This is a genomic window from Deltaproteobacteria bacterium, from assembly GCA_016218975.1.
Classification (GTDB): domain Bacteria; phylum Desulfobacterota; class Deferrimicrobia; order Deferrimicrobiales; family Deferrimicrobiaceae; genus JAENIX01.
In genome coordinates, this window is sequence record JACRCO010000003.1 from 23158 (window position 1) to 44327 (window position 21170).

20 protein-coding genes are annotated in these 21170 nt (G+C 62.6%); 12 read left to right on the top strand and 8 right to left on the bottom strand.

From position 1 onward, the window contains the following. Positions 1-87: 87 nt before the first annotated feature. Together HY896_00695 and HY896_00700 are read left to right on the top strand one after the other, a co-directional pair. Complete coding sequence (locus HY896_00695; protein ID MBI5574863.1) at positions 88-1953, top strand: histone deacetylase; 1866 nt, start codon at positions 88-90, stop codon at positions 1951-1953. A gap of 17 nt (positions 1954-1970) precedes the next feature. Next, complete coding sequence (locus HY896_00700; protein MBI5574864.1) at positions 1971-2597, top strand: CBS domain-containing protein; 627 nt, start codon at positions 1971-1973, stop codon at positions 2595-2597. Here the strand turns inward: HY896_00700 and otsB are convergent. Further along, positions 2563-3378: a trehalose-phosphatase gene (otsB, locus tag HY896_00705; GenBank protein ID MBI5574865.1), complete on the bottom strand. Its 816-nt coding sequence runs from the start codon at positions 3376-3378 to the stop codon at positions 2563-2565. The genes HY896_00700 and otsB overlap by 35 nt on opposite strands. Continuing rightward, a complete protein-coding gene (locus tag HY896_00710; protein MBI5574866.1) occupies positions 3375-5693 on the bottom strand; it encodes a trehalose-6-phosphate synthase in 2319 nt (772 codons plus the stop codon). Before HY896_00710 ends, otsB begins: the two co-directional genes overlap by 4 nt. Positions 5694-5784: 91 nt before the next feature. Between HY896_00710 and HY896_00715 the strand changes: the two genes are divergently transcribed. The 10 genes from HY896_00715 (at position 5785) to HY896_00760 (ending at position 15535) form a co-directional block, all read left to right on the top strand. Beyond that, positions 5785-7584 (top strand): chloride channel protein, encoded by a 1800-nt coding sequence (locus HY896_00715; protein ID MBI5574867.1) that lies wholly within the window; start codon positions 5785-5787, stop codon positions 7582-7584. Positions 7585-7730: 146 nt separating this feature from the next. Further along, the gene (locus HY896_00720) at positions 7731-8762 is read left to right on the top strand and encodes a mechanosensitive ion channel family protein (protein ID MBI5574868.1); all 1032 of its coding nucleotides are present in this window, start codon (positions 7731-7733) and stop codon (positions 8760-8762) included. A 134-nt stretch (positions 8763-8896) separates the two neighbouring features. Further along, entirely contained in the window at positions 8897-10072 is a 1176-nt protein-coding gene (locus HY896_00725) for a cation:proton antiporter (protein ID MBI5574869.1), read from the top strand. Positions 10073-10372: 300 nt separating this feature from the next. Continuing rightward, the gene (locus HY896_00730) at positions 10373-10711 is read left to right on the top strand and encodes a hypothetical protein (protein ID MBI5574870.1); all 339 of its coding nucleotides are present in this window, start codon (positions 10373-10375) and stop codon (positions 10709-10711) included. A gap of 27 nt (positions 10712-10738) precedes the next feature. Continuing rightward, on the top strand, positions 10739-11923 hold the full coding sequence (locus HY896_00735) for an ABC transporter substrate-binding protein (GenBank protein ID MBI5574871.1): 1185 nt from the start codon (positions 10739-10741) through the stop codon (positions 11921-11923). Between the two features lie 19 nt (positions 11924-11942). After that, positions 11943-12806 carry a branched-chain amino acid ABC transporter permease gene (locus HY896_00740; GenBank protein MBI5574872.1) on the top strand — a complete coding sequence of 288 codons (864 nt, stop codon included), beginning with the start codon at positions 11943-11945 and terminating at the stop codon, positions 12804-12806. A 1-nt stretch (position 12807) separates the two neighbouring features. Beyond that, positions 12808-13788 carry a branched-chain amino acid ABC transporter permease gene (locus HY896_00745; protein MBI5574873.1) on the top strand — a complete coding sequence of 327 codons (981 nt, stop codon included), beginning with the start codon at positions 12808-12810 and terminating at the stop codon, positions 13786-13788. Further along, positions 13785-14558 carry an ABC transporter ATP-binding protein gene (locus HY896_00750; protein MBI5574874.1) on the top strand — a complete coding sequence of 258 codons (774 nt, stop codon included), beginning with the start codon at positions 13785-13787 and terminating at the stop codon, positions 14556-14558. Before HY896_00745 ends, HY896_00750 begins: the two co-directional genes overlap by 4 nt. Before the next feature lie 39 nt (positions 14559-14597). Then, a complete protein-coding gene (locus HY896_00755) occupies positions 14598-15359 on the top strand; it encodes an ATP-binding cassette domain-containing protein (GenBank protein ID MBI5574875.1) in 762 nt (253 codons plus the stop codon). Next, a complete protein-coding gene (locus HY896_00760; GenBank protein MBI5574876.1) occupies positions 15356-15535 on the top strand; it encodes a hypothetical protein in 180 nt (59 codons plus the stop codon). Before HY896_00755 ends, HY896_00760 begins: the two co-directional genes overlap by 4 nt. A 55-nt stretch (positions 15536-15590) precedes the next feature. Here the strand turns inward: HY896_00760 and HY896_00765 are convergent, their stop codons facing one another. The 6 genes from HY896_00765 to HY896_00790 form a co-directional block, all read right to left on the bottom strand. After that, entirely contained in the window at positions 15591-16544 is a 954-nt protein-coding gene (locus tag HY896_00765) for a U32 family peptidase (GenBank protein ID MBI5574877.1), read from the bottom strand. Positions 16545-16585: 41 nt separating this feature from the next. After that, positions 16586-17569, bottom strand: a complete 984-nt coding sequence (locus HY896_00770) for a U32 family peptidase (GenBank protein ID MBI5574878.1) — start codon at positions 17567-17569, stop codon at positions 16586-16588. A 67-nt stretch (positions 17570-17636) separates the two neighbouring features. After that, complete coding sequence (locus HY896_00775) at positions 17637-18227, bottom strand: GTPase domain-containing protein (protein MBI5574879.1); 591 nt, start codon at positions 18225-18227, stop codon at positions 17637-17639. Then, positions 18227-18703 carry a roadblock/LC7 domain-containing protein gene (locus HY896_00780; GenBank protein ID MBI5574880.1) on the bottom strand — a complete coding sequence of 159 codons (477 nt, stop codon included), beginning with the start codon at positions 18701-18703 and terminating at the stop codon, positions 18227-18229. Before HY896_00780 ends, HY896_00775 begins: the two co-directional genes overlap by 1 nt. Positions 18704-18756: 53 nt before the next feature. Continuing rightward, the gene (locus HY896_00785; GenBank protein MBI5574881.1) at positions 18757-20277 is read right to left on the bottom strand and encodes a hypothetical protein; all 1521 of its coding nucleotides are present in this window, start codon (positions 20275-20277) and stop codon (positions 18757-18759) included. Positions 20278-20465: 188 nt separating this feature from the next. Then, positions 20466-21113: an SCO family protein gene (locus HY896_00790; GenBank protein ID MBI5574882.1), complete on the bottom strand. Its 648-nt coding sequence runs from the start codon at positions 21111-21113 to the stop codon at positions 20466-20468. Positions 21114-21170 lie beyond the last annotated feature (57 nt).

Below are 21170 nucleotides of genomic sequence, written 5' to 3' on the forward strand. Positions count from 1 at the left end.
ATATGCCATGGATTGCGGCACACACAGAACCGGGACGTTCCCAAGAACTCGCGGTGCGGGGGCATCCCCCTGTGATATCGTCGAACGATGAGCGTTGAACCGGGATCCTTTCTTCGCGGACTGGTCCTGTCCGACCCCCCTCCATCGAAGGAGTTGATCCTTTCCGAACTCTCCCGCCTTGCGTCGGAGCATGTACTGTTCGGCGCCGAGGTTAACCCGGAAATCCTGAAGAAATCCGAATCCGGTTCAAAATTCCTGATAAGGGATCCTCCGCCTCACGTAAGGCAGCTCGCTCTTTGGGAGTCCTTGTTCGGCAACAGGATCTTGCCCAATCGGCTTCTCGAGCTCCTGGGGGCCAGGTTCCGCGACTTCGCGCACCGGGAGTGCATGCTGCTGTTCGCCAGGGATCGCCTCGTCTACGACACCCGGATCGTCCACGGGGAGGAGCACATCGGCGACCTGACGATGTTCCTCCGTACGGAGCATGAGCGGGGGCCGGGACTTCTCGGGCTTTTCCGGGGACGTATGCTCAAGATCGTCTTCATCGAAAACATATCCTTAAGGGAGCAGAGCTCCGGATACGCGTCCGACCTGTTCCGCTATTACGAAGAGCTTTTCGGGAGGCTCGGCTTCCATCAATTCCGTCTTAAGGCCTCTCTCTCCGTGGGTAAATATTATTGGGCAAAAGAGGGCTTCGACTGCATGGACGGCTCCGGCGTGGAGCGGATGAAGACGGGGCTTGCCGACCTGGTTCGATCGAAGAACCTTCCTGTCAACGAATGGGAAATCGACCGGCTGAACCACGCATACGACGTCGCGCTGTTCCGGCGGGACCTGAAAATTCCCGTCTACCGGGATAAGGAGGGGTATTACGCCCTCGAAAAGGACTCCATCAATACGGAAGAGGTCCTGCTGCCGCTTGGAAAAGCATTTCTCCTCTCCTCGGACTCATGGGACGGGTACAAGGTCATCTATACCGACACTCCTCGCCGAACGGGATTCATTTATTCCGACCGGTACCTCGAGCACAGGACGCCCACAGGCCATGTCGAGCATTCCAAACGCCTGGAGGCGCTGCTGAAGGCGATCGACCGGGACGGACTCCGGGACAGCCTGGTGTTCCTGAAGCCCTACCCCGCCGACCGGGAATTCATCGGGAAGATCCACGACGATGCCTACATCGAATCGTTCCGCGAAGCGGCGGCAAGCGGGGCAAGCCACTTCAGGACACGCGACTGCTCCCTTTCGCAGCGCAGCTACGAAGTCGCACTGCTGGCGGCAGGCGGCGTCATGGCCGGGGTCGATGCTGTGATGAACCGACGGGTGGAGAACGTCTTCTGCGCCGTACGACCGCCGGGGCACCACGCCACGCGGAACGCCGCAATGGGATTCTGCTTCATCAACAACGTGGCAGTCGGCGCCGTTTACGCCCGCGCGGCCTACGGCGTGAAACGCATCCTCATACTCGACTGGGACGTCCATCACGGGAACGGCACCCAGGAGATCTTCGAGGAGGACCCATTCACGTATTTCCTGAGTTTTCACGAGCATCCGACCTTCTGCTTCCCCGGCACCGGAAGGCGCATGGAGCGGGGAAAGGGGGACGGCCAGGGGGCCACCCTGAACATACCGCTTCGGCCTCATGCGGGAGATGCGGAACTGGCCGAGCTGTTCGACAGGGAAGCCCTCCCCGAAATCGACCGGTTCCGGCCGGACCTGATCATGATCTCGGCGGGGTTCGACGCGCACCGGGACGATCCCATCGCGGACATCGAACTGACGGACGGTTCGTTTGTGTACATGACGCGCAGGATATGCGAGGCGGCGGACCGGCATTGCGGGGGGAAAATTGTCTCCGTCCTCGAGGGGGGATATCACCGGCCGGCATTCGCCGCGTCCGTGATCGCCCACTTAAGGACGCTTCAGGGAAGGAGCGAGAACCAACAGGTTTAACCCGCAAGGAGGTGTTCATGTTCGTCGGAAAAAGGATGACGAAGAAAGTGATCACGGTCGGGCCGGAGGATACGCTCGAACAGGCGGCCTCTCTTCTCGCCGGGCACCGGATCCACAGGCTGCCGGTGGTACGGGACGGCCGGCTCGTCGGGATCGTTTCCGACTCGGATATCCGCAACGCCGCGGTGCGTCCGGTCCAACCCGAAACGGGACCGGTGGGCTCTAAGACAGTCGGGGAGATCATGACACGCGAGGTCATCACCGTGACACCGTGGGACACGGTGGAGGACGCCCTCCTCATCCTTCAGAAAAAACGGCTGGGAGCGCTTCCGGTCGTCGAGGGGAGCCGCGTCATCGGGATCATTACAAAAGCGGACGTGCTGGCGGCGCTCGTGGAGACGCTGGATATCGAGGGAATCGGGGCGAGGATCGAGGTCCTCCTTCCGCGGGATATCGCCTCGGTGCGGAAGCTGGTCGGCCTTATCAGCGAGAAGGGAATAGAGGTGCGAAGCATCGTCCTCGCGCCGCACAACGACCGGTTCGCCGCCTTCCTGCGCCTCGTGACGATCGACGTGCCCTCAGTCAAGGACACGCTCAGAAAGGCAGGCTTCACGATCGCGGAGCTGGAGGATTTCCTCGGCTGAAGTCTAACCCGCATTTCTCACCAGGCTTCTGCTGCGGCGGGGGAGAATCGGCCAACTCCCGGACGATACGGGAGAGTTCCATAGGCCCGTCCACGTGCCGGACCGCCGGAATCCTGATACTGTTCCCGACCGCGACCGCGATCCCGTTCTTCGAGATGACCCACCGCATCGCCGCTGCGTCGTTTTCGTCGTCTCCCGCATAGAAGATGCTTCCGCAGGACGGATCGAACTTCAGTATCCCGCAAAGCCTGCGTATCCCGAACGACTTGGCGGCGGAACGAAGGAACTGCACTTCGGCAACCGCAGGTCCCTCGAAGACGCGGATTCCAGGAAGTTTTTTGAGACCGTGGATCATCGATGGCAAACGATACCGCTCGCCGGGCGAAATTCGGCGGAAGTGAACCGCGACGGACCAACGTTTGTCTTCCAGTTCCACCCCCGGTAATGCCGAAAGCCTGGCGAGGGCGGGAAAGACAGCCCCCCGAGTCTTCTCCAGTTTTTTTTGAGCGTCTTTTCCGGGGAGAACCCTGCGGTCATCCGGAAGACGCCATTCCAGTCCGCTCCCACCGCCCAGGAACAGATCAGGGAGCGGGACCCTGCGGGCAAGGTCCTCGAGGGAGCGGCTCGAAAGAACTGCGACCTGGTTCCGGGGGTCGGCTGCAAGCCGTTTCAGCAGGGAGCGGGACGCCTGGTGCAACCGGGCCGCGTTCCTGTCGGGAACCAGCGGCGAGAGGGTTCCGTCGAAATCGAAGACCCACAGCCGCCGGGCGCCGGAATTCAATTGATAGACTCCCGCAGCCTGCCCCGTTTGCGCATACCGGCGGCATCCAATAGCATGCGGCCCGCCCAGCGGTAGACGTTGAATTCGCTGATCAACCCCCGCATGATGCGCATTCGGTCGCGCTGCTCGGTGGCGGGCATCGTAAGCGCGAGATGGAACGCCGCAGCGCACTGATCGATATCGTAAGGGTTGACCAGCAGCGCCTCCGGCAGTTCACGCGACGCCCCCGTAAACCGGCTGAGTATCAGCACGCCCCGGTCGTCGTCGCGGGAAGCCAGGAACTCCTTCGCCACCAGGTTCATGCCGTCGTGAAGGCTGCTCACGCAGCACACTTCCGCCGCCCGGTAGTGCTCGTAGACGGCGGGCGGCTCGTGGTGCTCCACCTTCAGGACGATGGGCGGCGTGCCTCCCTTCGAGAAGCGCCTGTTGATCTTTTCCGCCAACGCGCGGACGCGCACATCGAATTCCCGGTACTCCTCGATCCTCGAACGGCTGGGCGCCGCGATCTGGATGAAGCTGAACCGCCCGATCCAGCGCGGCTCCATCTCGAGCAGCCGCTCGATCGCGAGAAACCGCTCGACGATCCCCTTGGTGTAGTCGAGCCTGTCCACGCCGATGCCGAGGAATTGGTCCGGCGGCAGACCGTTGTGGATGCGAACGTCGGTGCGGCACTCCGCGACCGGCTTTCCGGTCAGTTCCTCGCCCGGGGGCCATTCGATCGAGATCGGGTACCGCTTGACGGCGGTGGGCTTGCCGCCGTAGACGACCTCGAACGTTTCACGGTTTACGCGGGCTTCCAGCGTACGGTCCACGGTGTCGAGGAAGTTGTTGCAATGGAACCTGGTGTGGAAACCGAGAATGCTGCTTCCGAGCAGTCCGTCGAGCAGTTCCTCCTTCCAGGGGCAGATCGCGAACGTTTCCGGGTTCGGCCAGGGTATGTGCCAGAAGGTGATGACTGTGGCGTCCGGCATCTTCTCCCGTATCATGCGGGGGAGAAGGGCGAAATGATAATCCTGTACAAGGACGATCGGGTCGGCTGTCTTGCTTTCCTCGAAGACTGCGTCCGCGAATTTTCTGTTCACCTCGGTATACTGTTTCAGGTCGTTGGCGCGGAATACCGGGCGGACATGCGCAATGTGGCACAAAGGCCACAGCCCTTCGTTGGAGAAGCCGAAATAATGGCCCGCCTCCTCCTCTTCCGTCAGCCATACGCGGCGGAGGCTGTAGGACGGTTTTCCCGGGGGAACCGCGATGCGGCCGAAGGAGTCCACCGTCTCGCGGTCGGCCGATCCGCTGCCGTGGGCGATCCACGTCCCCGAGCAGGCGCGTACTACCGGTTCGAGGGCGGTAACAAGTCCGCTTGCCGGACGCGACACCACGATGCGTCCGTCGCGGCGTATATGTAGGTACGGCTCCCGGTTGGATACGACGAGGACATCCTCTCCGCGAAGATCGTTTCGAAGGATGGCACGCAACGCATCCGGGGACCAGGTGATCTGGCTTTCGTCGCGGGCGCGGAACTCGGATTCCATGTCGCGTATGATCGTACGCAGATCGCTTTCGATAGGTGCCAGCTCGGGGGCCGTCGCTTCCGGCGCCGCCGACGGAGGATCGGCAACGGACGGCCGCAGCAACCCCTCTCCCCGCAGCAGGGCGCGGACACCTCTCACCCATCCGCGCCAACTAAGCTCCGCGATCGCCACCGTGATAAGCGACACGATCACGCCGAGTCCGATGAAAAAGTAGAACACATACCTCTTGGTCTCCTCGCTGCGGCGCTGCACGAAGCTCATGTCGTGGACCAGGACAAGATTGCCGACCTTCAAGCCATCCATCTCGATTCCTACGACCGCCACGTGCAGCGGGCCTTTTTGGCTCTGGAGAAGTTTTTGCGAAGGATCGGCGAACCTGTCGAGATTAACGCAGCCTATCTCGCCGGGAAACGTCGCAGTGGCGATCGGCGGGCCGCCCGATGCATTGCAGTACCCCAGCGCATATAAACGTTCGTCCAATGTGATCTTGTTGAATAGATTGAGCGTCTTGTCTATCGACCCCGCGCTCAGCGAATCCCGGATCGAATCGTGGATGGCGTTGGCCACCAGGTTCGACCTCATGTCCATGTCGCGCACGGACCAGCGCAGCGTCAGCCGGTCCACCAGCGGCACGACCGCATAAGCGATTGTCGCGAGGGCAAGCAACAGTGGAACAATAAAACGCAGGGAAAAACGCACTTCATCTCCTGTGAAGCGCTGCGGATGTTTGTATGACGTCACGGGGTGCAAGTACGTTTCAACCCCCGGCACCTGAGGCGCCATTGCCGTACGGAAGGCTCACCTTCGGGGACGAATATTCTGTATCCTGATCAACATGCGCAGGAGACTTATGAGAAATACCGGATAGATCCGCATGAACGGGAAATCCCTCTTATCCCGGCTGCGCATCGAGGAGCTGTTCCGGGATTTCACGGACCGTTTCAGGTCGCTTTTCTTCTCGGGCGTCGAAAGACTCCGAATCGGGGACCAGACATTCCACATACTTCTTGCTTCCGCGATCGGGGTCGCCTCCGCCCTGGCGACGGGGGCCTTCCTGTACATGGTCCGTTTCGCCGAAACATTCTTCTTCGGACGGTTGTTTCCCGCCATGGGCTCGCGTGGTTTCCTGGTCTTCCTCCTCCCGGCCCTGGGCGGTCTTCTGATAGCTCCCTTGATCCACTTCTTCCCGTCGGAAGCCGAAGGAACCGGCATACCGCATACGATGGAATCGGTGGCGATCCGGGGCGGCGTGATGCGACTGCGCGCGGTGGCGCTTAGAACCATCGCAGCCGTGCTGACGATCGGATCCGGAGGGTCAGCGGGGCGTTTCGCTCCCAGCGCCGTTCTCGGAGCCGCCGTCGGATCAGGAGTCGGAAGATTCCTCCGGGTTTCGGGGGAGCGGATGAGAAGCCTCGTGGGGTGCGGAGCGGCGGCGGCCATTGCTGCAGTGTTCAATGCCCCGATCGGGGGGGTCTTCTTCGCTCTCGAGGTTATCCTCGGGGACTTCTCCGCGCAGATGTTCGCCCCGATCGTAGTCTCGTCCGTGGCCGCCACCGCAGTCTCGCGCGCCTTCATCGGAAACCTCCTGTTCCTGGACGGCGTACCGCACATTGTGTTCGCAGGCGCGCCCCAGATCGGGCTCTGCCTGGTCCTGGGCGCGGCCTGCGGCGCAGCCGCGATACTGTTCATACGGGGACTCGAGTCGGCGGAAGGGAAGTTCTCCTCTTCCGGCATCCCGCGCTGGCTGCGGGCGGCGGTCGGCGGGGGATTGACGGGTCTAATAGCGGTCGAATTCCCCCAGGTGCTGGGCACGGATCTCGCCACGCTGGGCACGGCGGTCAGCGGAAACCTGCCTTGGCTGCTCGCGATCTGGATCGCTTTCCTGAAAATGACCGCGACCTCGTTATCCCTCGGGTCGGGCGGTTCGGGCGGCATCGTCGGCCCCTCTCTCTTCATCGGCGGGATGATCGGGGCGTCCGCCGGCGGCGTTCTTTCCTCCTGGCTTCCGGCGATCGCGGGGAGCGCGGGTGGATACGTCCTTGTGGGGATGGCCGCGTTTCTCGCTCCGGTGATCGGAGCCCCGCTTACCGCCATTCTCATTCTGTTCGAGATCACCGGGGACTATTCGGTCATCCTCCCCCTTTTGGCGGCGGTCATATCGTCGATGCTCGTCGCCGGGCGATTCTCCCGCTTCTCCCTCTATACCCTCAAGCTTCACCGCAGAGGGATCGACCTTTCGGGGGGTAGGGAATCGGGCGTGCTGAAAAATTTGCCCGTCCGGGAGGCGATGCGGCCGGAAGCCCATACCATAGCCTCGACCGCGACGTTTGCGGAACTGTCCCGACGCTTTCTGGAAGATCCGGTGGACTATCTTTACACGACCGGAGAATCCGGGGAATTGACCGGCGTAGTCTCATTCACGGACATACGGCCTTACATCAAGGAGGAGGGGCTTTCCTCCCTCGTCCTGGTCCGGGATATAGCGACTCCGAACCCGGTGGCGGTCACCCCCGATGAAACCGTCCATGATGCGCTGGTGAAGTTCGGTTACAGGAACGTGGCGCAACTGCCGGTCGTCGCCGATCCGCACTCGCGGAAACTGATCGGCGTTCTTCGCCGCAAGGAGATCCTCGAGGTGTACCGGAAAAGAATCGTCTCCGGGGAGCGGTATTAAATTCCATCGGTAAAACCGGAAGGCGCCGTCGCTGCGCGCCGTCGTATGGAAAGTGTTGTGATCCTTTCCAAGCGCCCCCGCGTCAAATAGTATTACGGAAGTAGAAGTGTATCGGACATCCGTCGATTCGCCCGGCAGGAGGAGACTTGAAACCGTTCCTGGTTCCCGCCCTTGTCGCTCTGGCGGTCACCGCGGCGCTCTGCGTCGTAAGGACAGTGGCGATCCGCCTTTTTCATCGATGGGCGGAGAAAACGGAGACGCGGGCCGACGACATCCTGCTCGCCTCACTCCGGACGCCATCCCTTTACTGGTGCCTCGCAATCGGGATCTATTCGGGAGTCGCGGTATCGGACCTTCCGGACCGGCACCTTTCATACATAAGCAAGGCGGTCCAGGTCCTCCTGATTCTTTCCGTAACCATCGCGGCCACGAACCTGGCAGGCAGATTTTTCGGCGAGTACATAAGGAAAACGGATCTTCCCGTCCCGGCGACCGGCCTGGCCCAGGGGATCGTCAAGGGATCGATACTGGTGGTGGGGTTCCTCCTCGTTCTTTCCGCGGCCGGGATCTCCATAACGCCGATCCTGACGGCACTCGGCGTCGGAGGTCTCGCCGTCGCGCTCGCCCTCCAGGACACGCTCGCCAATCTCTTCGCCGGCATCTATATCCTTGCCGAAAAATCCATACGGGTCGGCGATTTCGTACGGTTGGAGACGGGGCAGGAAGGATACGTCGATGACATCACCTGGAGATCCACCAGGATCAGGATGCTGTCGAACTACCTGGTCGTCATCCCGAACCACAAGCTGACCCAAAGCGTATTGACCAACTTCTCCCTGCCCGAGAAGAAAATGTCCCTGCTCATCCCGGTATCGGTCAGTTACTCCGCGGATCCGGACGAGGTGGAGCGGATACTCGGCGAGGTCGCGGCCAAGGCTGTCGGAGAGGTATCGGGGCTTCTCGGCGAACCTGCGCCCTTCGTCCGTTTCATACCGGGGTTCGGGGCATACTCGCTCGATTTTACCCTCATCTGCCAGGTGGGGGAATTCGTCGACCAGTATCTCGTGCAGCACGAACTCAGGAAGCGGATACTGCGCAGGCTCCGGGATGAGGGCATCGAGATCCCGTTCCCGCAACGGACGGTCCATATCAAAAGCGAGAACGGGAGGGCCGAGTGACATCGAGAAACCGGTGGTCGATAATCGCCGTTCCGCTCGTTCTACTGTTGCCGTCCGCGGCGCACGCCGCCGGCGAGGATCCCTCCCTTCCGCTCCTGTTCCTCCTCGTCTTCATCCTCTTGTCGGCGAAACTCATGGGGCACTTCTGTGTCAGGCTGGGGCAACCCGCCGTTCTCGGAGAACTTTGCGCAGGGATACTGATAGGAAACCTCGGACTGTTCGGCCTCGGGGGCTTCGAAGGAATCGCCGCCGACCCTTACGTCGACATCCTGGCGCGGATCGGGGTTATCGTTCTGCTTTTCGAAGTCGGGCTTGAATCGACCATACGGGACATTCTGCGCGTCGGACTCTCGTCCTTTATGGTGGCGGTGCTCGGCGTGGCGGCCCCCTTCGGACTGGGATGGCTCGTAGGCATCTGGCTGCTGCCGGAGGCCTCCCCTTACGCCCACGCATTCCTCGGCGCGACATTGTGCGCGACAAGCGTGGGCATCACCGCACGAGTGCTGCATGACATCGGGAAATCGCGCGAGAAAGAGGCGAGGATAATCCTCGGGGCGGCGGTGATCGACGACGTGCTCGGGCTGATAATCCTCGCATCCGTCTCGGGGGTCATCCTGGCCGCGGAAGGGGGAAAGGCTCCCGGAGTATGGCCGCAGGCGGTCATCGTCCTCAAGGCGGTGGGATTTCTCGCCGGCTCGCTCCTGCTCGGTGCCCTGTTGACGCCGAAAATCTTCTCGACGGCCGCGAAGCTGCGCGGTCCGGGGGTTCTGGTCGGCGTTTCCCTCGCCTTCTGCTTCCTGCTTTCTTTCCTTGCGGGCCGGGCGGGACTCGCTCCCATCGTCGGCGCGTTCGCGGCAGGCCTGATCCTGGAGCCGGTCCACTTCCAGGCTTTCGGAGAGCGCAACATACGCCAGCTCGAGAACGCTCTCAAGCCCCTGTCGGAATTTCTCGCGCCCGTGTTCTTCGTGCAGATGGGTGCGAAGGTGGACCTGCGGGTGTTCTCGTCCGCGGAAACGCTATGGCTGGCTTTGGCGCTGACGATAGCCGCGATCGTCGGAAAGCAGGCCTGCTCGCTCGGGGTATGGGGGAAGGATATCAACCGGTGGGCCGTCGGGTTCGGCATGATACCGCGGGGGGAGGTCGGGCTGATTTTCGCCAGCATCGGGGCGACCCTCGTGCTCGCAGGCGAGCGCATCATAGACGCCACCACGTATTCCGCCGTCATCATCATGGTGCTGCTGACCACCCTCGCAACGCCGCCGCTGCTCAAGTGGTCACTGTCCTCCCGCAAGCCTCCCGCCGGCGCATAGACAAGGCCGGGTCCCCGCCGGAGTCGAGGGCTTCCCGGCGGGCTCGGCACGCCTCGCGGGGTACCCCTCGCGGGGGACGCCTTGCCCGGCCGTCCATGGCCGAGCTACGGCTCGCGAGCTCCTCGCTCCGCCCTCCCTGGCTCCCGCTTCGTCGCTCGACGCCCCCGCGAGGGGCACCCCGTCTCGGCGGCTCGCCCGCCGGCCAGCCCTCGGCGATGGCAGCACAAAGCATGCTGTAAGCGCACCTTTGGGGCGGGCATCCGTTGCTGCAACCGATCTCCATCCAGCATAGGCGGTATCATGGAATCAGAGGGTGAGGAAATAATGCCGAGCGCGGGCAGGATCCGGATGGAGGAGAGGTACGGAGCGATCCGGGAAGGGGCCGGTACGGTCGCGGTTCGGGGAAAGGAGTACAGCGTAAAGCAGGTCCTGGCGCAATGGATGATGGATGTTCCCGAGCTTTGGACGCTCGACGCAGGCGAATTGGGAGACGACCGGTACTGGGTCAGGGTCCTCGATGCGGACGACCGTTATGTCGTCGTATTCGAGTTCGACGGAAACTTCGACATCGTCGGTGAAATGCGTGTGGACAGCCTTGCCTGGGAAGGAGAGGCGTTTTTCACTTCCCGCACACGTTGACGAAGCGGTATATGGTATCTTTTCCCCATGATCGGTCCGCGGTTGTTGCGTATCATCGCGCTTATCACCGGATTGACCGCGCTTGCCGCCGCCCTTCCGTCGTTCGCGGCCGGCCCCGCATCCCAACAGTCGATCAGGATAGGGGTGGTTGCGCCTCTTTCCGGTCCGTTCGCTTCGGGCGGATCGTCTTTTCTCGAGGCCGCCACCTTGGCCGTGGAGCAGGCGAACGAGGCTGGAGGCGTCCTCGGGCGACGGATTGAGCTTGTGGTAGCCGATTCCCAGGGACGCGTCGAAACCGCAAAATCGGAAACGATGCGCCTGATCTCGAGGGAAAGGGTCTTCGCCATAGTCGGCGCTTACCTGTCCGAGGAAACGATCGGCGCGATCGAGGCGGCCACGGCCGCCCGGAAAATCCTCATTGTCCCCGTGGCGGCGACCGCGGAGATTACCGACGGAGTGAAGCGCGACTATCCCCGCTACCGGTACGTCTTCCGGGTCAGCTATTCGATACCCCAGTGGGCCGCCATGATGGCGGAATTCCTGCGGCAGCACCAGGCGAAGACGTACGCTTTCGTGGGAGCGGGAATCCGCTGGAACCGCGAACTGGCGGGAGCTCTGAAAAGATCCCTGGCCGGGCACGGGATAGTCCCGGTCTACGAGGCGTTCTATAGCCCGCGCAACCCCGCGTTCGAGCCGGTGGCCGTGGCCGCGACCGCGGCGTCCCCCGACTTTCTCGTGCTGGGGGACCCCGGGAAAAACTCCATTTCTTTCGTCAAGCGGATCCGCGAGGGAGGAAGCGTTGTCCCCATCCTCTCTGTGGGAGGATCGCTGGGAGACGAGCGGGTGGCGTCGACCCTCCCGCTTTCCGGCCCGCTATATGTTCAGGCTGCCGCCTGGAAGGGCTCCACCGACGCCGCGACCCGTTACGTGGAGGCCTTCGCGAAGCGGTTCGGTTATTCCCCCGTCGGTTATAGCGACACCCTGCCGCATGACGCGGTGGCGGTCCTTCTCGCCGCTATCCGATCGGCGGGAAGGCAGGATACGGATGCGGTGATTTCCGCCCTCGAGAAAGGCGCCTTTCCCGGCGTGGCGGGGACGTACCGGTTCGACGCATCCCACCAGGCGGCATGGGGCGCCGGGGCGCGGGACCTCCACGGAACCGTGATCCGGTGGGAAAAGGACGGCAGCCGGATCGTCTTCCCCCGGCGCTGAAGTAACGGACGGCGCCGCCGTGGAATCCCTCGCCCAGGTCCTTGTCGACGGCATCTTCACGGGGGCTTCCTACGCGCTTATGGCCGCAGGACTGGCGCTGATCCTCGGCGTCGTCAAGGTGGTCAATCTATCCCACGGGGCGTTTTTCACGCTGGGCGCATACGTCGCGTACGTGCTCGGGAGCCGGGGGATCGCGAACCCTCTCGCGTCCGTTTTCATGGCCGCGGTCATCGCATTCGCTTTCGGCGTGTTCCTCGGGAAAAGCTTCATCAACCCCGTGCGTTCCCACCCTTTCTCGGTGGCGGTCGGCTCGCTCGGGTTCGCCATCCTCTTCGAGCAGGCGGCCCAGATTCTGTGGGGCCCCCACCCGCTGTCGATCGACCTCGGCGCTCCCCTCGCCCGGATCGGCGGCGTCACTTTCCGGCGCTGGGGGGTGGTTTCCTTCCTCGTTTCCCTGGGGCTTATCGGCGGTCTTTCGCTTCTCCTGTCCGGACCGTGGGGCCTCCCCTTAAAACTCATCGCGGAGGACGAGGAGATCGCCGGCTCGGTAGGCATGGACGTCGAGAAGATACGCTACCTGACGTTCGGCGCCGCTTCTTCCATCGCCGCCGTGGCAGGCGCGCTGCTCGCACCCGCCGCGACGATAACTCCGACGATGGGCAGGGTTCCCCTTATCCTGTCTCTCATCGTCGTCATCGCTTCCGGGATGGAGAAGGTGTGGAACATCTTCTTCCTGGCAGCCGGGCTGGGGCTGCTTTCGAACGTGAGCGCCTATCTCATCGCACCGCACTGGTCGTACGTCCTGTCGCTGGCCGTCATATGCCTTCTCCTTGTGATTCGCCACGAAGGGCTGGGCACGGCGGGCCCGGTGCGGGACTACTGATGTGAAGAAACCCCCCATCGGAAAGATCCCAGGCGTCCTGGCCGCCGGGGCGGGCATCCTCCTGCTGCTGCCGCTTGCGGGGCTCGACGCTTTTCTGCTGGACGTGCTGACGATCGGCTTTCTGATCGCCGTCTACACGGGGTCGTGGGACATCGTCGGAGGACTCGCGGGCCAGATCTCGCTCGGCCACGCCCTTTTCTTCGGCGTCGCGACCTACGCCTGCGCGCTTCTCACGAGCCTTCTCGACTGGCCGTTCCCGCTGGCGGCCGGGGCGGCGCTGGTCCTCTCCACGACTGCCGGCGCGGCGGTGGGGATGCTGTCGGCCCCGCTCAAGGGCCCCTTCGTCGCGCTCCTGACCCTCGCTTTGGGAGAAGCGGCGCATGAATTTTTCCTCGGCCAGACCTTCTTCAGCCCCCAGGGGGCCTATTCGTGGGGCGGTGAGGGAGGCATCCCGGTCGTCCTCGGCATCCAGCCGTTGTCCCCATGGACCGCCTACTACGCCGCGCTCGCCTTCCTCGTCGCATGCACCTGGATCATGCTGCGGATCGCCCGTTCGGAAACAGGGCTCATATGGACGGCCCTTTCCGGCAGCGAGCTCTCCGCGCGCGCATCGGGAGTCGATATCCGAAAGCGGAAACTCCTTGCGTTCGTGATCGGGGGAGCGCTGGCGGGGGCTGCGGGAGTTGGGTTCGCCGCATGCGTGGGACGCGCCACCGCCGACGATTTCTCCCTGGAACTCTCTTTCCAGGCGGCCACATTCGCGGCCGTCGGCGGAAGGGGGACCATCGTGGGACCGATACTCGCCGCCCTCCTGTTCCATTCGCTTCTCCAGGGAACCGGGTTCTCTCCGGCAGCGAGGGTTCTCCTGTACGCGCTGGCGCTGCTGCTCACCTTGCGGTTCTTTCCCGCCGGTATCGCGGGCACGCTGCGGGAAAGGGCGAGGGCGCGCAGGATGACGGCAAGAATGGGGGAAATCCGTTGAGCGGACTGCTGGTCGCGGAAAAGATCGTGAAATCCTTCGGGACCAACCGCGTCCTGCGGGGGGTGACGATCTCCATCGGGCGGGGAGAGGTGGTCGGCCTCTTCGGGCCGAACGGTTCGGGGAAAACAACCCTTGCCAACATCATCTCCGGATTGGAGCGTCCCGACAAAGGGAGGATATTGTTCGGAGAGAAGGACGTGACGAACCTCTCCATGGACGCGCGCTTCCGCATCGGAATCACCCGCACGTTCCAGATCCCCGATCCGTACCCTTCCCTTACCGTCGTCGAATCGGTGAGGGTTGCGCTGCTTTGCGGCGAGGCGGCTCGAAAGAGGAGCGGCAAGGAAGCGGATCATCCCGGATTCCAGGAAAATCTCGACGCCCTCCTCGTGAGAACGGGCCTCTTCGCCCAACGGTACTGGCCTGCGGCGAAACTTTCCCAGGGATGCCTGCGGCGCCTCGAGTTCGCCAGGGCCATCTCCTGCCGGCCGAAGTTCGTCCTGCTCGACGAGGTGTTCTCCGCACTTTCCGCGCGGGACGAAGCGGAGCTGGTGGCCCTCATGCGCACCCTGCACCGGGAAGAGGACACTTCGTTCCTGCTGATCTCGCACAACCCGCTGATCCTCGAGGAACTATGCGACCGTGTAGTGGCGATCGAGGACGGGCGGGTCTTCTGGGAGGGGAAGCCGGGAGACCTCGCGAAGTACGTGCCTTCGGTGCACCACGCGCACGGGAACGGGAACGACTGCGGGAACCATGAGGCGGGTTAACCCGCATTTCTCATCAGGGTTCGTCGGGAGGAGCAGCAGTTGGATCTGAAGGTAAAGAACCTGACGGTCCGGCTCGGCCCGGTGCGGGCGGTGAGCGGCGTCACGCTATCGGTACGACAGGGGGAGCTCGTCGCCGTTTTCGGTGCGAACGGATCGGGCAAGACCACATTTCTAAAGGCTGTTGCGGGGCTTGCGCCGGTGTCGGAAGGGAGGATCACTTACCACGGGGAGGACATCACTCCCCTCCCGGCCCACGAACGGGTCGCACGGGGAGTGTATTACGTTTCCGACCGGGCGCGTGTCGCCCTGAGGATGACCGTGCGGGAAAACCTGGACGTGGGCGGGTACCTGCGTACTTCCGCGCAGCGGGAGATCTCCCGGCGGAACGTGCACGATCTCTTTCCCGTGCTGCGCGATAAGGCGAATGAGCCGGCGGGCATCCTTTCCGGAGGGGAGCGACAGATGCTGGTCATCGGCCGCTCTCTGATGGGGGACCCTTCGCTCCTCCTGTTCGACGAACCGTTCCTGGGACTCTCGAACGAGGTGCGCGACCGGATTCTCGGCGTTATCGAGGGGGCGCTCAAGGGGAAGGTGACGATCCTGCTGGCGGAGCACGACCTGGGCGCGGCCCTACGGGTGCTCGACAGGTACTGCATCTTCCTGAACGGAGAGCTGCTTCACCTGGGCAAGCGGAGCGACGTCACCGACGAGGAGCGTCTTCGCTCGGTGTTTCGCCGCTTCTACCAGCCGGGCGACCGGCGTGCAAGCGAAAGATCCGAAATCAAGGAGGATAAGAGATGATCGGGGAGCGGCAGAGGAAAGCGGGAAACGGGAGAAGGGAGCAGATCACGGTCTCGATTCCCGCGGAGCTGGCGGAAACCCTGAGGGAGTTCTGCCGGGACAAAAAGGTGCAGGCGGACATCGTGGTGGAACGCGCCCTCGAGGAGTATTTCCGCGAAGGGGACATGAGCCACTGAGCCGGACTCAAGGTACGCGGGAGGCTCAGTGAATTATTGAATATGAGGATTAGGGTTAAGCGCTCAGCGACTCGGAGATGAGCCCTGCGGTCTTCTCCCGCCGTTCGGCGTCACGGGCGCTGACGATCCCCGCCATCCGCTCCTTCCACGGCTCGAGGCGGAAGGAAGGGCGATCCTTCACGTAGGCGTCGATCAGCTCCCGGTAGAACCGGACCATCTCCCCAACCAGCGGGACCGAATACTCGCGGCCCTGTATCTTGATGGTGTCCACACCCAGATCGATCAGGGACGGGATGTCGTCGACGAGGAAGTACGCGATATTCGGCAGGACTACGCCGCTTGCCTCCGCCTCGCCGTTCTTCCCCACCTGGTCCCATTCGGTCAGGCAGACCCGGTAGCAGAGCCCGCCGCGATTGGGGCTCCCGAGGAAGTGGTTCTTGCCTTCCTCGTCGAATCGCCATTCCTGGCGGGTGTAGCTGCTCATCGTGCAGCGGCCCAGAAGCGTGTAGCAGGTCGTGGCATGGACGAGGACTTCCAGCCCTACCCCCGCCTCTTCCTTGATCCTGCGCATCTCGTCGCGGCCCATGCGGCATTCGGCCACGATCTGGGTGGCGCCGGCTTCCTTGTAGAACCGGGCGTCCTCCGCGTTGATGATGGTGCACCCGACGCTCGCATGGATCTGCACATCCGTGAAACGGCGTGACAGTGCGGTCATCGCACCCGCATCCGTCAGGATGAAGTCGCGGATCCCGGCTTTGTAGAATTTCTCCGTTTTGGCCATGAAGAGAGGGATTTCCCTGGACGCAGGAAGGGTATTGAACGCGACCCTGAGCACCTTCCCTTTGGAGCGGGCATATTCCGCCGACTCGATGATCTGATCGTCGGCCATTTCATATTGGGCCCGGCGGCGGCTCCACCCCTTGGCGCCCACATACACCGCGTCCGCTCCGTTGTCCAGAACCGCCCGGACCATCTCGGGGGTCCCGCCGGATGCCAGAAGCTCCGCCATTCCAGTCGTCCTCCTCAAAGTTGTGGCTCTGGGAAGCGCAATTATACCTTAGACTTGCCTTCCTGTAAAACAGCGCCGACGTAAAGCCTTCCGGTCTTGCCGAAGTAATAGCCGTTGCAGAGACCCTCCCGGGAATGCCTTTTCACGGTTTCAGCCCATGCCCGGCCGACTTCGTACTCCTGCCCCGAGGCAGCCAGTTCCAGGGCTTCGCGATACACCCGGCCGATCTGCGACCGGTAGGCGGCTGTTTCGTATAAGCCCTCGATTTTAAAAACGGAAAACCCGGAGGAAAGGAGCGCGGGCAGATGCTCCAGCATGCACATGTCCCGGCCGCTCAACACTCCTTTTCCCACCGTTTTCAGCACCCATCCTCCTTCGCGTTTCCCCTTCCCGGCCGTTTCGGAACCGCTGAGAGGGCCGGGCTTGCTCTTGTTCAGCCAATGCTCCTCCCGGCATGCGGCGGGGCACTTCGTGTCGGTCTCTTCCGGCTCCGTCAGAAGCGAACATCGGTCGGTCACCCCGAGGGGGATCTTGCCGTGAACCAGGACCTCGACTTCCACCTTTCCCTCGCGGGCGATGATTTCCATCTCCGTCAAACTGACCTCCGCGTTCGGGCGGACGCGGACCGCCCCGTACTCCGACATCACCTGCGCGGAAAGGTGCGTGTATACGTTGGCGAACGCTCCCATGTGGGCGGGAAGAGGGTTCCCCTTCTCGCGCAGGATCCGAAGCACCCCCATGTTGTGGATCTCCAGCGCCTGGACTCCGGCGGCGCGGGCGGCATCGATGATCCGCTCAACCTGCGGGAGATCGCGTCCCCGGGGGGCTGCCGGGGTCGTCAGGTACGCCTTTTTTCCCGCTTTGCGCAGTGAGGCCACGGTTTCTGGGAGGAGGGATACGTCCTCCGCGAAGTTTTCTTCTACGCGGCGGCAATACGGGTTCCCCAGGCAAACTGCGTCATAAGGGCCTAGGTCGGTACCGGCAAGTTCCCGTGGTGATGCGATCGTCGCAATGAGTTCCGTCATGGGCGCGGAAATCCGGGAAAGGATTCGGAAGTAAGCTAATGCGCCATCCCGATTGCGAGACGGTACACTATCTCCCGCCTTTCTTCAAGTCGATCAGGATCAGCTTGATGATGGCCTTGAGCGTTTCGAAGACGCCCACCCCCGTCGTGGCCACAGCCTCGAACTCGGGGACGTTCCGGTAATTGAGAAGCGCGTGAAGCTGCGACACCGATGCCACCTGGGACAAATCCCTTTTATTGTACTGCATCACGAGGGGAATCCTGTCACCGTCGTAACCTTGTTCCCGCAGGTTTCCCTGAAGGTTCTCCAGGGACTCCACGTTGGCGTCCATCCGCGTGAGCTGGGAGTCGGCGGAAAAAACCACGCCGTCCACTCCCCGCAGGATAAGTCGGCGGCTGGCGTCGTAAAACACCTGTCCGGGTACGGTGTAGAGGTGGAACCGGGTCTTGAAGCCCCGTATCTCGCCGAGCGAAAGCGGCAGAAAGTCGAAGAATAGGGTGCGCTCGCTTTCCGTGGCAAGGGAGATCATCTTCCCGCGCGAATCCGGGTTCATCCTGCGGTAGATGTACTGCAAGTTCGTCGTTTTTCCGCACAGGCCGGGCCCGTAGTACACGATCTTGCAGTTGATTTCGCGCAGCGAGTAGTTGATGAAGGACATTATTTGAACAGGCTCTCGATGTCGGCCTCGGTGAGCTCCTCGATGTCTCCCTCTTCCTCTTTCGCTGCCCCGGCGTCTATGTCGCGGAGGATTCTTTCGAGGTCCACCGACGCCCTGCGCGTCCGCAGCCGCACGAGCCCGACGGAGGAGCGCCGGTCGAAGATAACCACGAGGATCAGCCGGTTCGCCACGACGGAGATGTGCATGTTGTCCCGTTCCCCCTCATGGAAAAGGATGGAAAACTCCTTTTCACCGATGAGGGAGGCAAGCCCCCCCGTGGCTGCGATGTTTCCCGCCGCCAGCGAAGCCAGGGAGGTGGTGTCGAAATTCTCCGTTTCTCCCGAAGAGGCGATAAGGGACCCGTTCTTGTCGATAAGAAAGACCACTTTGGCGAAGGAATTCGCCAGGAGTTTCTTCAGGACGGCCTGAAAATCGAGGAATTCCTTCTCGCGTAGGATGAAATGCCCTTGCGCCATAGGCGAAAGATACCATAGGGAAAGAGAAATCAAAAGACGGCGGTTGCCGCGCGTCACCGATCCGGGACGATCCAGCCGCCGACGGGCGTCACCCAATCCTTCGCATCCTTCGAATACCCCAGGATGTAGCAACCTTTGGAAGCGAAGCGCTGCCCGGGGCCCAGCGCCATGCGGGGATAGGCGGAGGGAGTCAGCGCGTCCTCCGCCTGGTGCTCGATCCATTCGATGAAATAGTCCCTCGAGAAATTGCCCAGCAGGTGATCCAGCGCCTCCATCGCGAGCGCGGCCGCAAACAGCGTGTTCGCCTGCAGGCGTTCCTCAGCGCGCCCCATCCCCCGGCTCCGGAGCCACGCTCTCGAACGGGCCATTCGCCGTTCTTCGTCCAGGGGTTGCGTGAAGGAATGGAGGAGATGGACCCTGTCCCTGAGCGATTCCGGGACCGGGATGTTCCTTCCGCCCGTCAGTCCCGAAGAGAGATAGATCCGTTCGGGGAGGACCGCAGGCTCATCCGGAAGGCCGAGTCCGCCCGGTCCGGCGGCGCGAAGCCAGAGCACGACCGCGTATGGCCGATCCGACGCCGTCACGCCAGCCCAGAAGGCGGGCGTCAGTGCTTCGTTTTCGCCGATGCGCCGGTCCCTGAGGCCTGCGACGTTGTTTTTGCGCAGGGCGCTCCTGAACGCTTCGGCGGAAATCGTTCCCGCCTCGTCGCTCCGGTAGACCTGGACGATCGTACCTTCCCGCATCGACTCCCTTTCTCCTCCCAAGTGCCGTGCGAGCGCCTCCGCCTCGAGCGCCATCCCCCGGGAAAAGTAGAAGGAGTAATAGTTTGTCTCTGATACGACGGGAAGGACAACGTTCGGGAAGAGGGAAGGGACCTCGTACTTCTCGCAAAAACGGTGGACCGGCCCCCATCCGTTTTCGGCGATTCCGCCGATCAAGGCGAAGACGGGCCGCGCCCTGTAATGCTCCTCGAGTTGGGCCTCCCATGCCGCTTCGTGCCCCGACATCTCCCATACGTCGAGTTCCCACTTCCGGAACGCCCCGAACTGCTTCGCCCCGGCCAGTCCGGGGAGCTTTCCCTTCCGTAAAATATTCCGCGGATCGCCGCCGATGTCCGCAAAATAGGTCCGAAGGACGTCCAGCATCGCTTTCCGTTTCGCTGGATCGGTCCGGCCGTCGACCACGGTCGCGAAGCGGATGGTTTCCTCGGTAACGCCCGGTGCGACGGAAACGGACATGGACTTCAGGTAGGAAATCAGGAAGCGTAGATCCCCGTCGCCGAGCCGATAACGCGGCATCGCCGGGCCGAGGATCCGTTCCGAGGGATCGATCCCCTCGCGTATCGCCCGGGCGAGCGTCTCGTCCGTGTATGCCGGCCACTTCCCCGCCCCGTTCCGCAGCGATTGGAACGGCCCGCGCGCATATAGCTCCGAGGGACGGTAGAGGGCCGTCCCGGTCACGGGACGCGCGATCGTGCGGCCTTCGATGGAGCCCATCCCGCTGCGGCGGTGGCAGCTCACGCATGCGGCCTGTTTTCCCGCCAGAGGCACGTCATCACGGATCCGCGCCTGCACCGGTTCCCCCGAGGGGAGCAATCCCTCCCGGTAGATACGCTTCCCGTGAAGTTCTTCTTGCCCGCCACCTGTTCCGGTTTGTAAGGGTTTCGGATCGGTTGCTCCTGCAAGAAGAGGAAGCGATACGGCAATGGCCCCGAGGAGAGTCAGGAGACGCTTTCCTGCCGGTCTGCGGCGTGGCGGTACGGTCAACGGGCCGTCAGGATCGACCTGGCTTCGCGTTCGAGCTCCTCGGCGCTCAGGATCCCGTCGAGACGCGTCCAGGAAATTTCGTGGGATGCGCGCAGGTAGGTGTAAGGGGCATGCTTCATTTTGTTTCCCCGGTAGGCGTCGAAGGCGTGCTGGATCGATACTATGTCGGCCGCGCTCCCCGTCAGGAACATCCATCCGGAATCCGCGGAGAACCGGTTCGCATATTCCTTCATCACGGCGGGAGTGTCGTATTCAGGATCGATCGTGATGGACACCATCCGGATTTTATCCCGGTCCGCGCCGAGATCCTGCCGGAGCTTGGAGACGGATGCGGTCAACAAGGGGCAGATTGTGGGGCACGTCGTGAATATAAAGTTCAGCATAACCGGGTTTCCGCCTCCGAGCGCCTCACGCAGCGTAATCCCCGCACCGTCCGGTCCCCTCAGGGTGACGTCGGGCACTTCATAAGAGGAAACGGACCGCTTATAACCTTCCTGCGGCGCCTTCCCTCCGTGATGATGCATGTGTTCCTTGTGTCCTGCATGTTCGTGGTGATGTTTGTGCTCATCCGCAAAGCCCCTTACCGGCCCCGCCGCCAGTAATATCGCCGCCGTTCCCGCGAGAAAATGGGAAACAGGTCCCATGTTTATTCCTTTCCGCTACAGTATTCCAACCGGTTTCCACCTGGACCGCCGATTTGA

Excerpts from the sequence above, each read along its gene's own strand:
- HY896_00760 (MBI5574876.1), top strand. The coding sequence starts at position 15,356 with ATGATCGGGGAGCGGCAGAGGAAAGCGGGAAACGGGAGAAGGGAGCAG.
- HY896_00780 (MBI5574880.1), bottom strand. The coding sequence starts at position 18,703 with ATGGCGCAAGGGCATTTCATCCTACGCGAGAAGGAATTCCTCGATTTT.
- HY896_00710 (MBI5574866.1), bottom strand. The coding sequence starts at position 5,693 with ATGGCGCCTCAGGTGCCGGGGGTTGAAACGTACTTGCACCCCGTGACG.
- HY896_00715 (MBI5574867.1), top strand. The coding sequence starts at position 5,785 with ATGAACGGGAAATCCCTCTTATCCCGGCTGCGCATCGAGGAGCTGTTC.
- HY896_00765 (MBI5574877.1), bottom strand. The coding sequence starts at position 16,544 with ATGGCGGAGCTTCTGGCATCCGGCGGGACCCCCGAGATGGTCCGGGCG.
- HY896_00790 (MBI5574882.1), bottom strand. The coding sequence starts at position 21,113 with ATGGGACCTGTTTCCCATTTTCTCGCGGGAACGGCGGCGATATTACTG.
- HY896_00735 (MBI5574871.1), top strand. The coding sequence starts at position 10,739 with ATGATCGGTCCGCGGTTGTTGCGTATCATCGCGCTTATCACCGGATTG.
- HY896_00695 (MBI5574863.1), top strand. The coding sequence starts at position 88 with ATGAGCGTTGAACCGGGATCCTTTCTTCGCGGACTGGTCCTGTCCGAC.
- HY896_00700 (MBI5574864.1), top strand. The coding sequence starts at position 1,971 with ATGTTCGTCGGAAAAAGGATGACGAAGAAAGTGATCACGGTCGGGCCG.
- HY896_00725 (MBI5574869.1), top strand. The coding sequence starts at position 8,897 with ATGGGGCACTTCTGTGTCAGGCTGGGGCAACCCGCCGTTCTCGGAGAA.
- HY896_00775 (MBI5574879.1), bottom strand. The coding sequence starts at position 18,227 with ATGTCCTTCATCAACTACTCGCTGCGCGAAATCAACTGCAAGATCGTG.
- HY896_00770 (MBI5574878.1), bottom strand. The coding sequence starts at position 17,569 with ATGACGGAACTCATTGCGACGATCGCATCACCACGGGAACTTGCCGGT.
- HY896_00730 (MBI5574870.1), top strand. The coding sequence starts at position 10,373 with ATGGAATCAGAGGGTGAGGAAATAATGCCGAGCGCGGGCAGGATCCGG.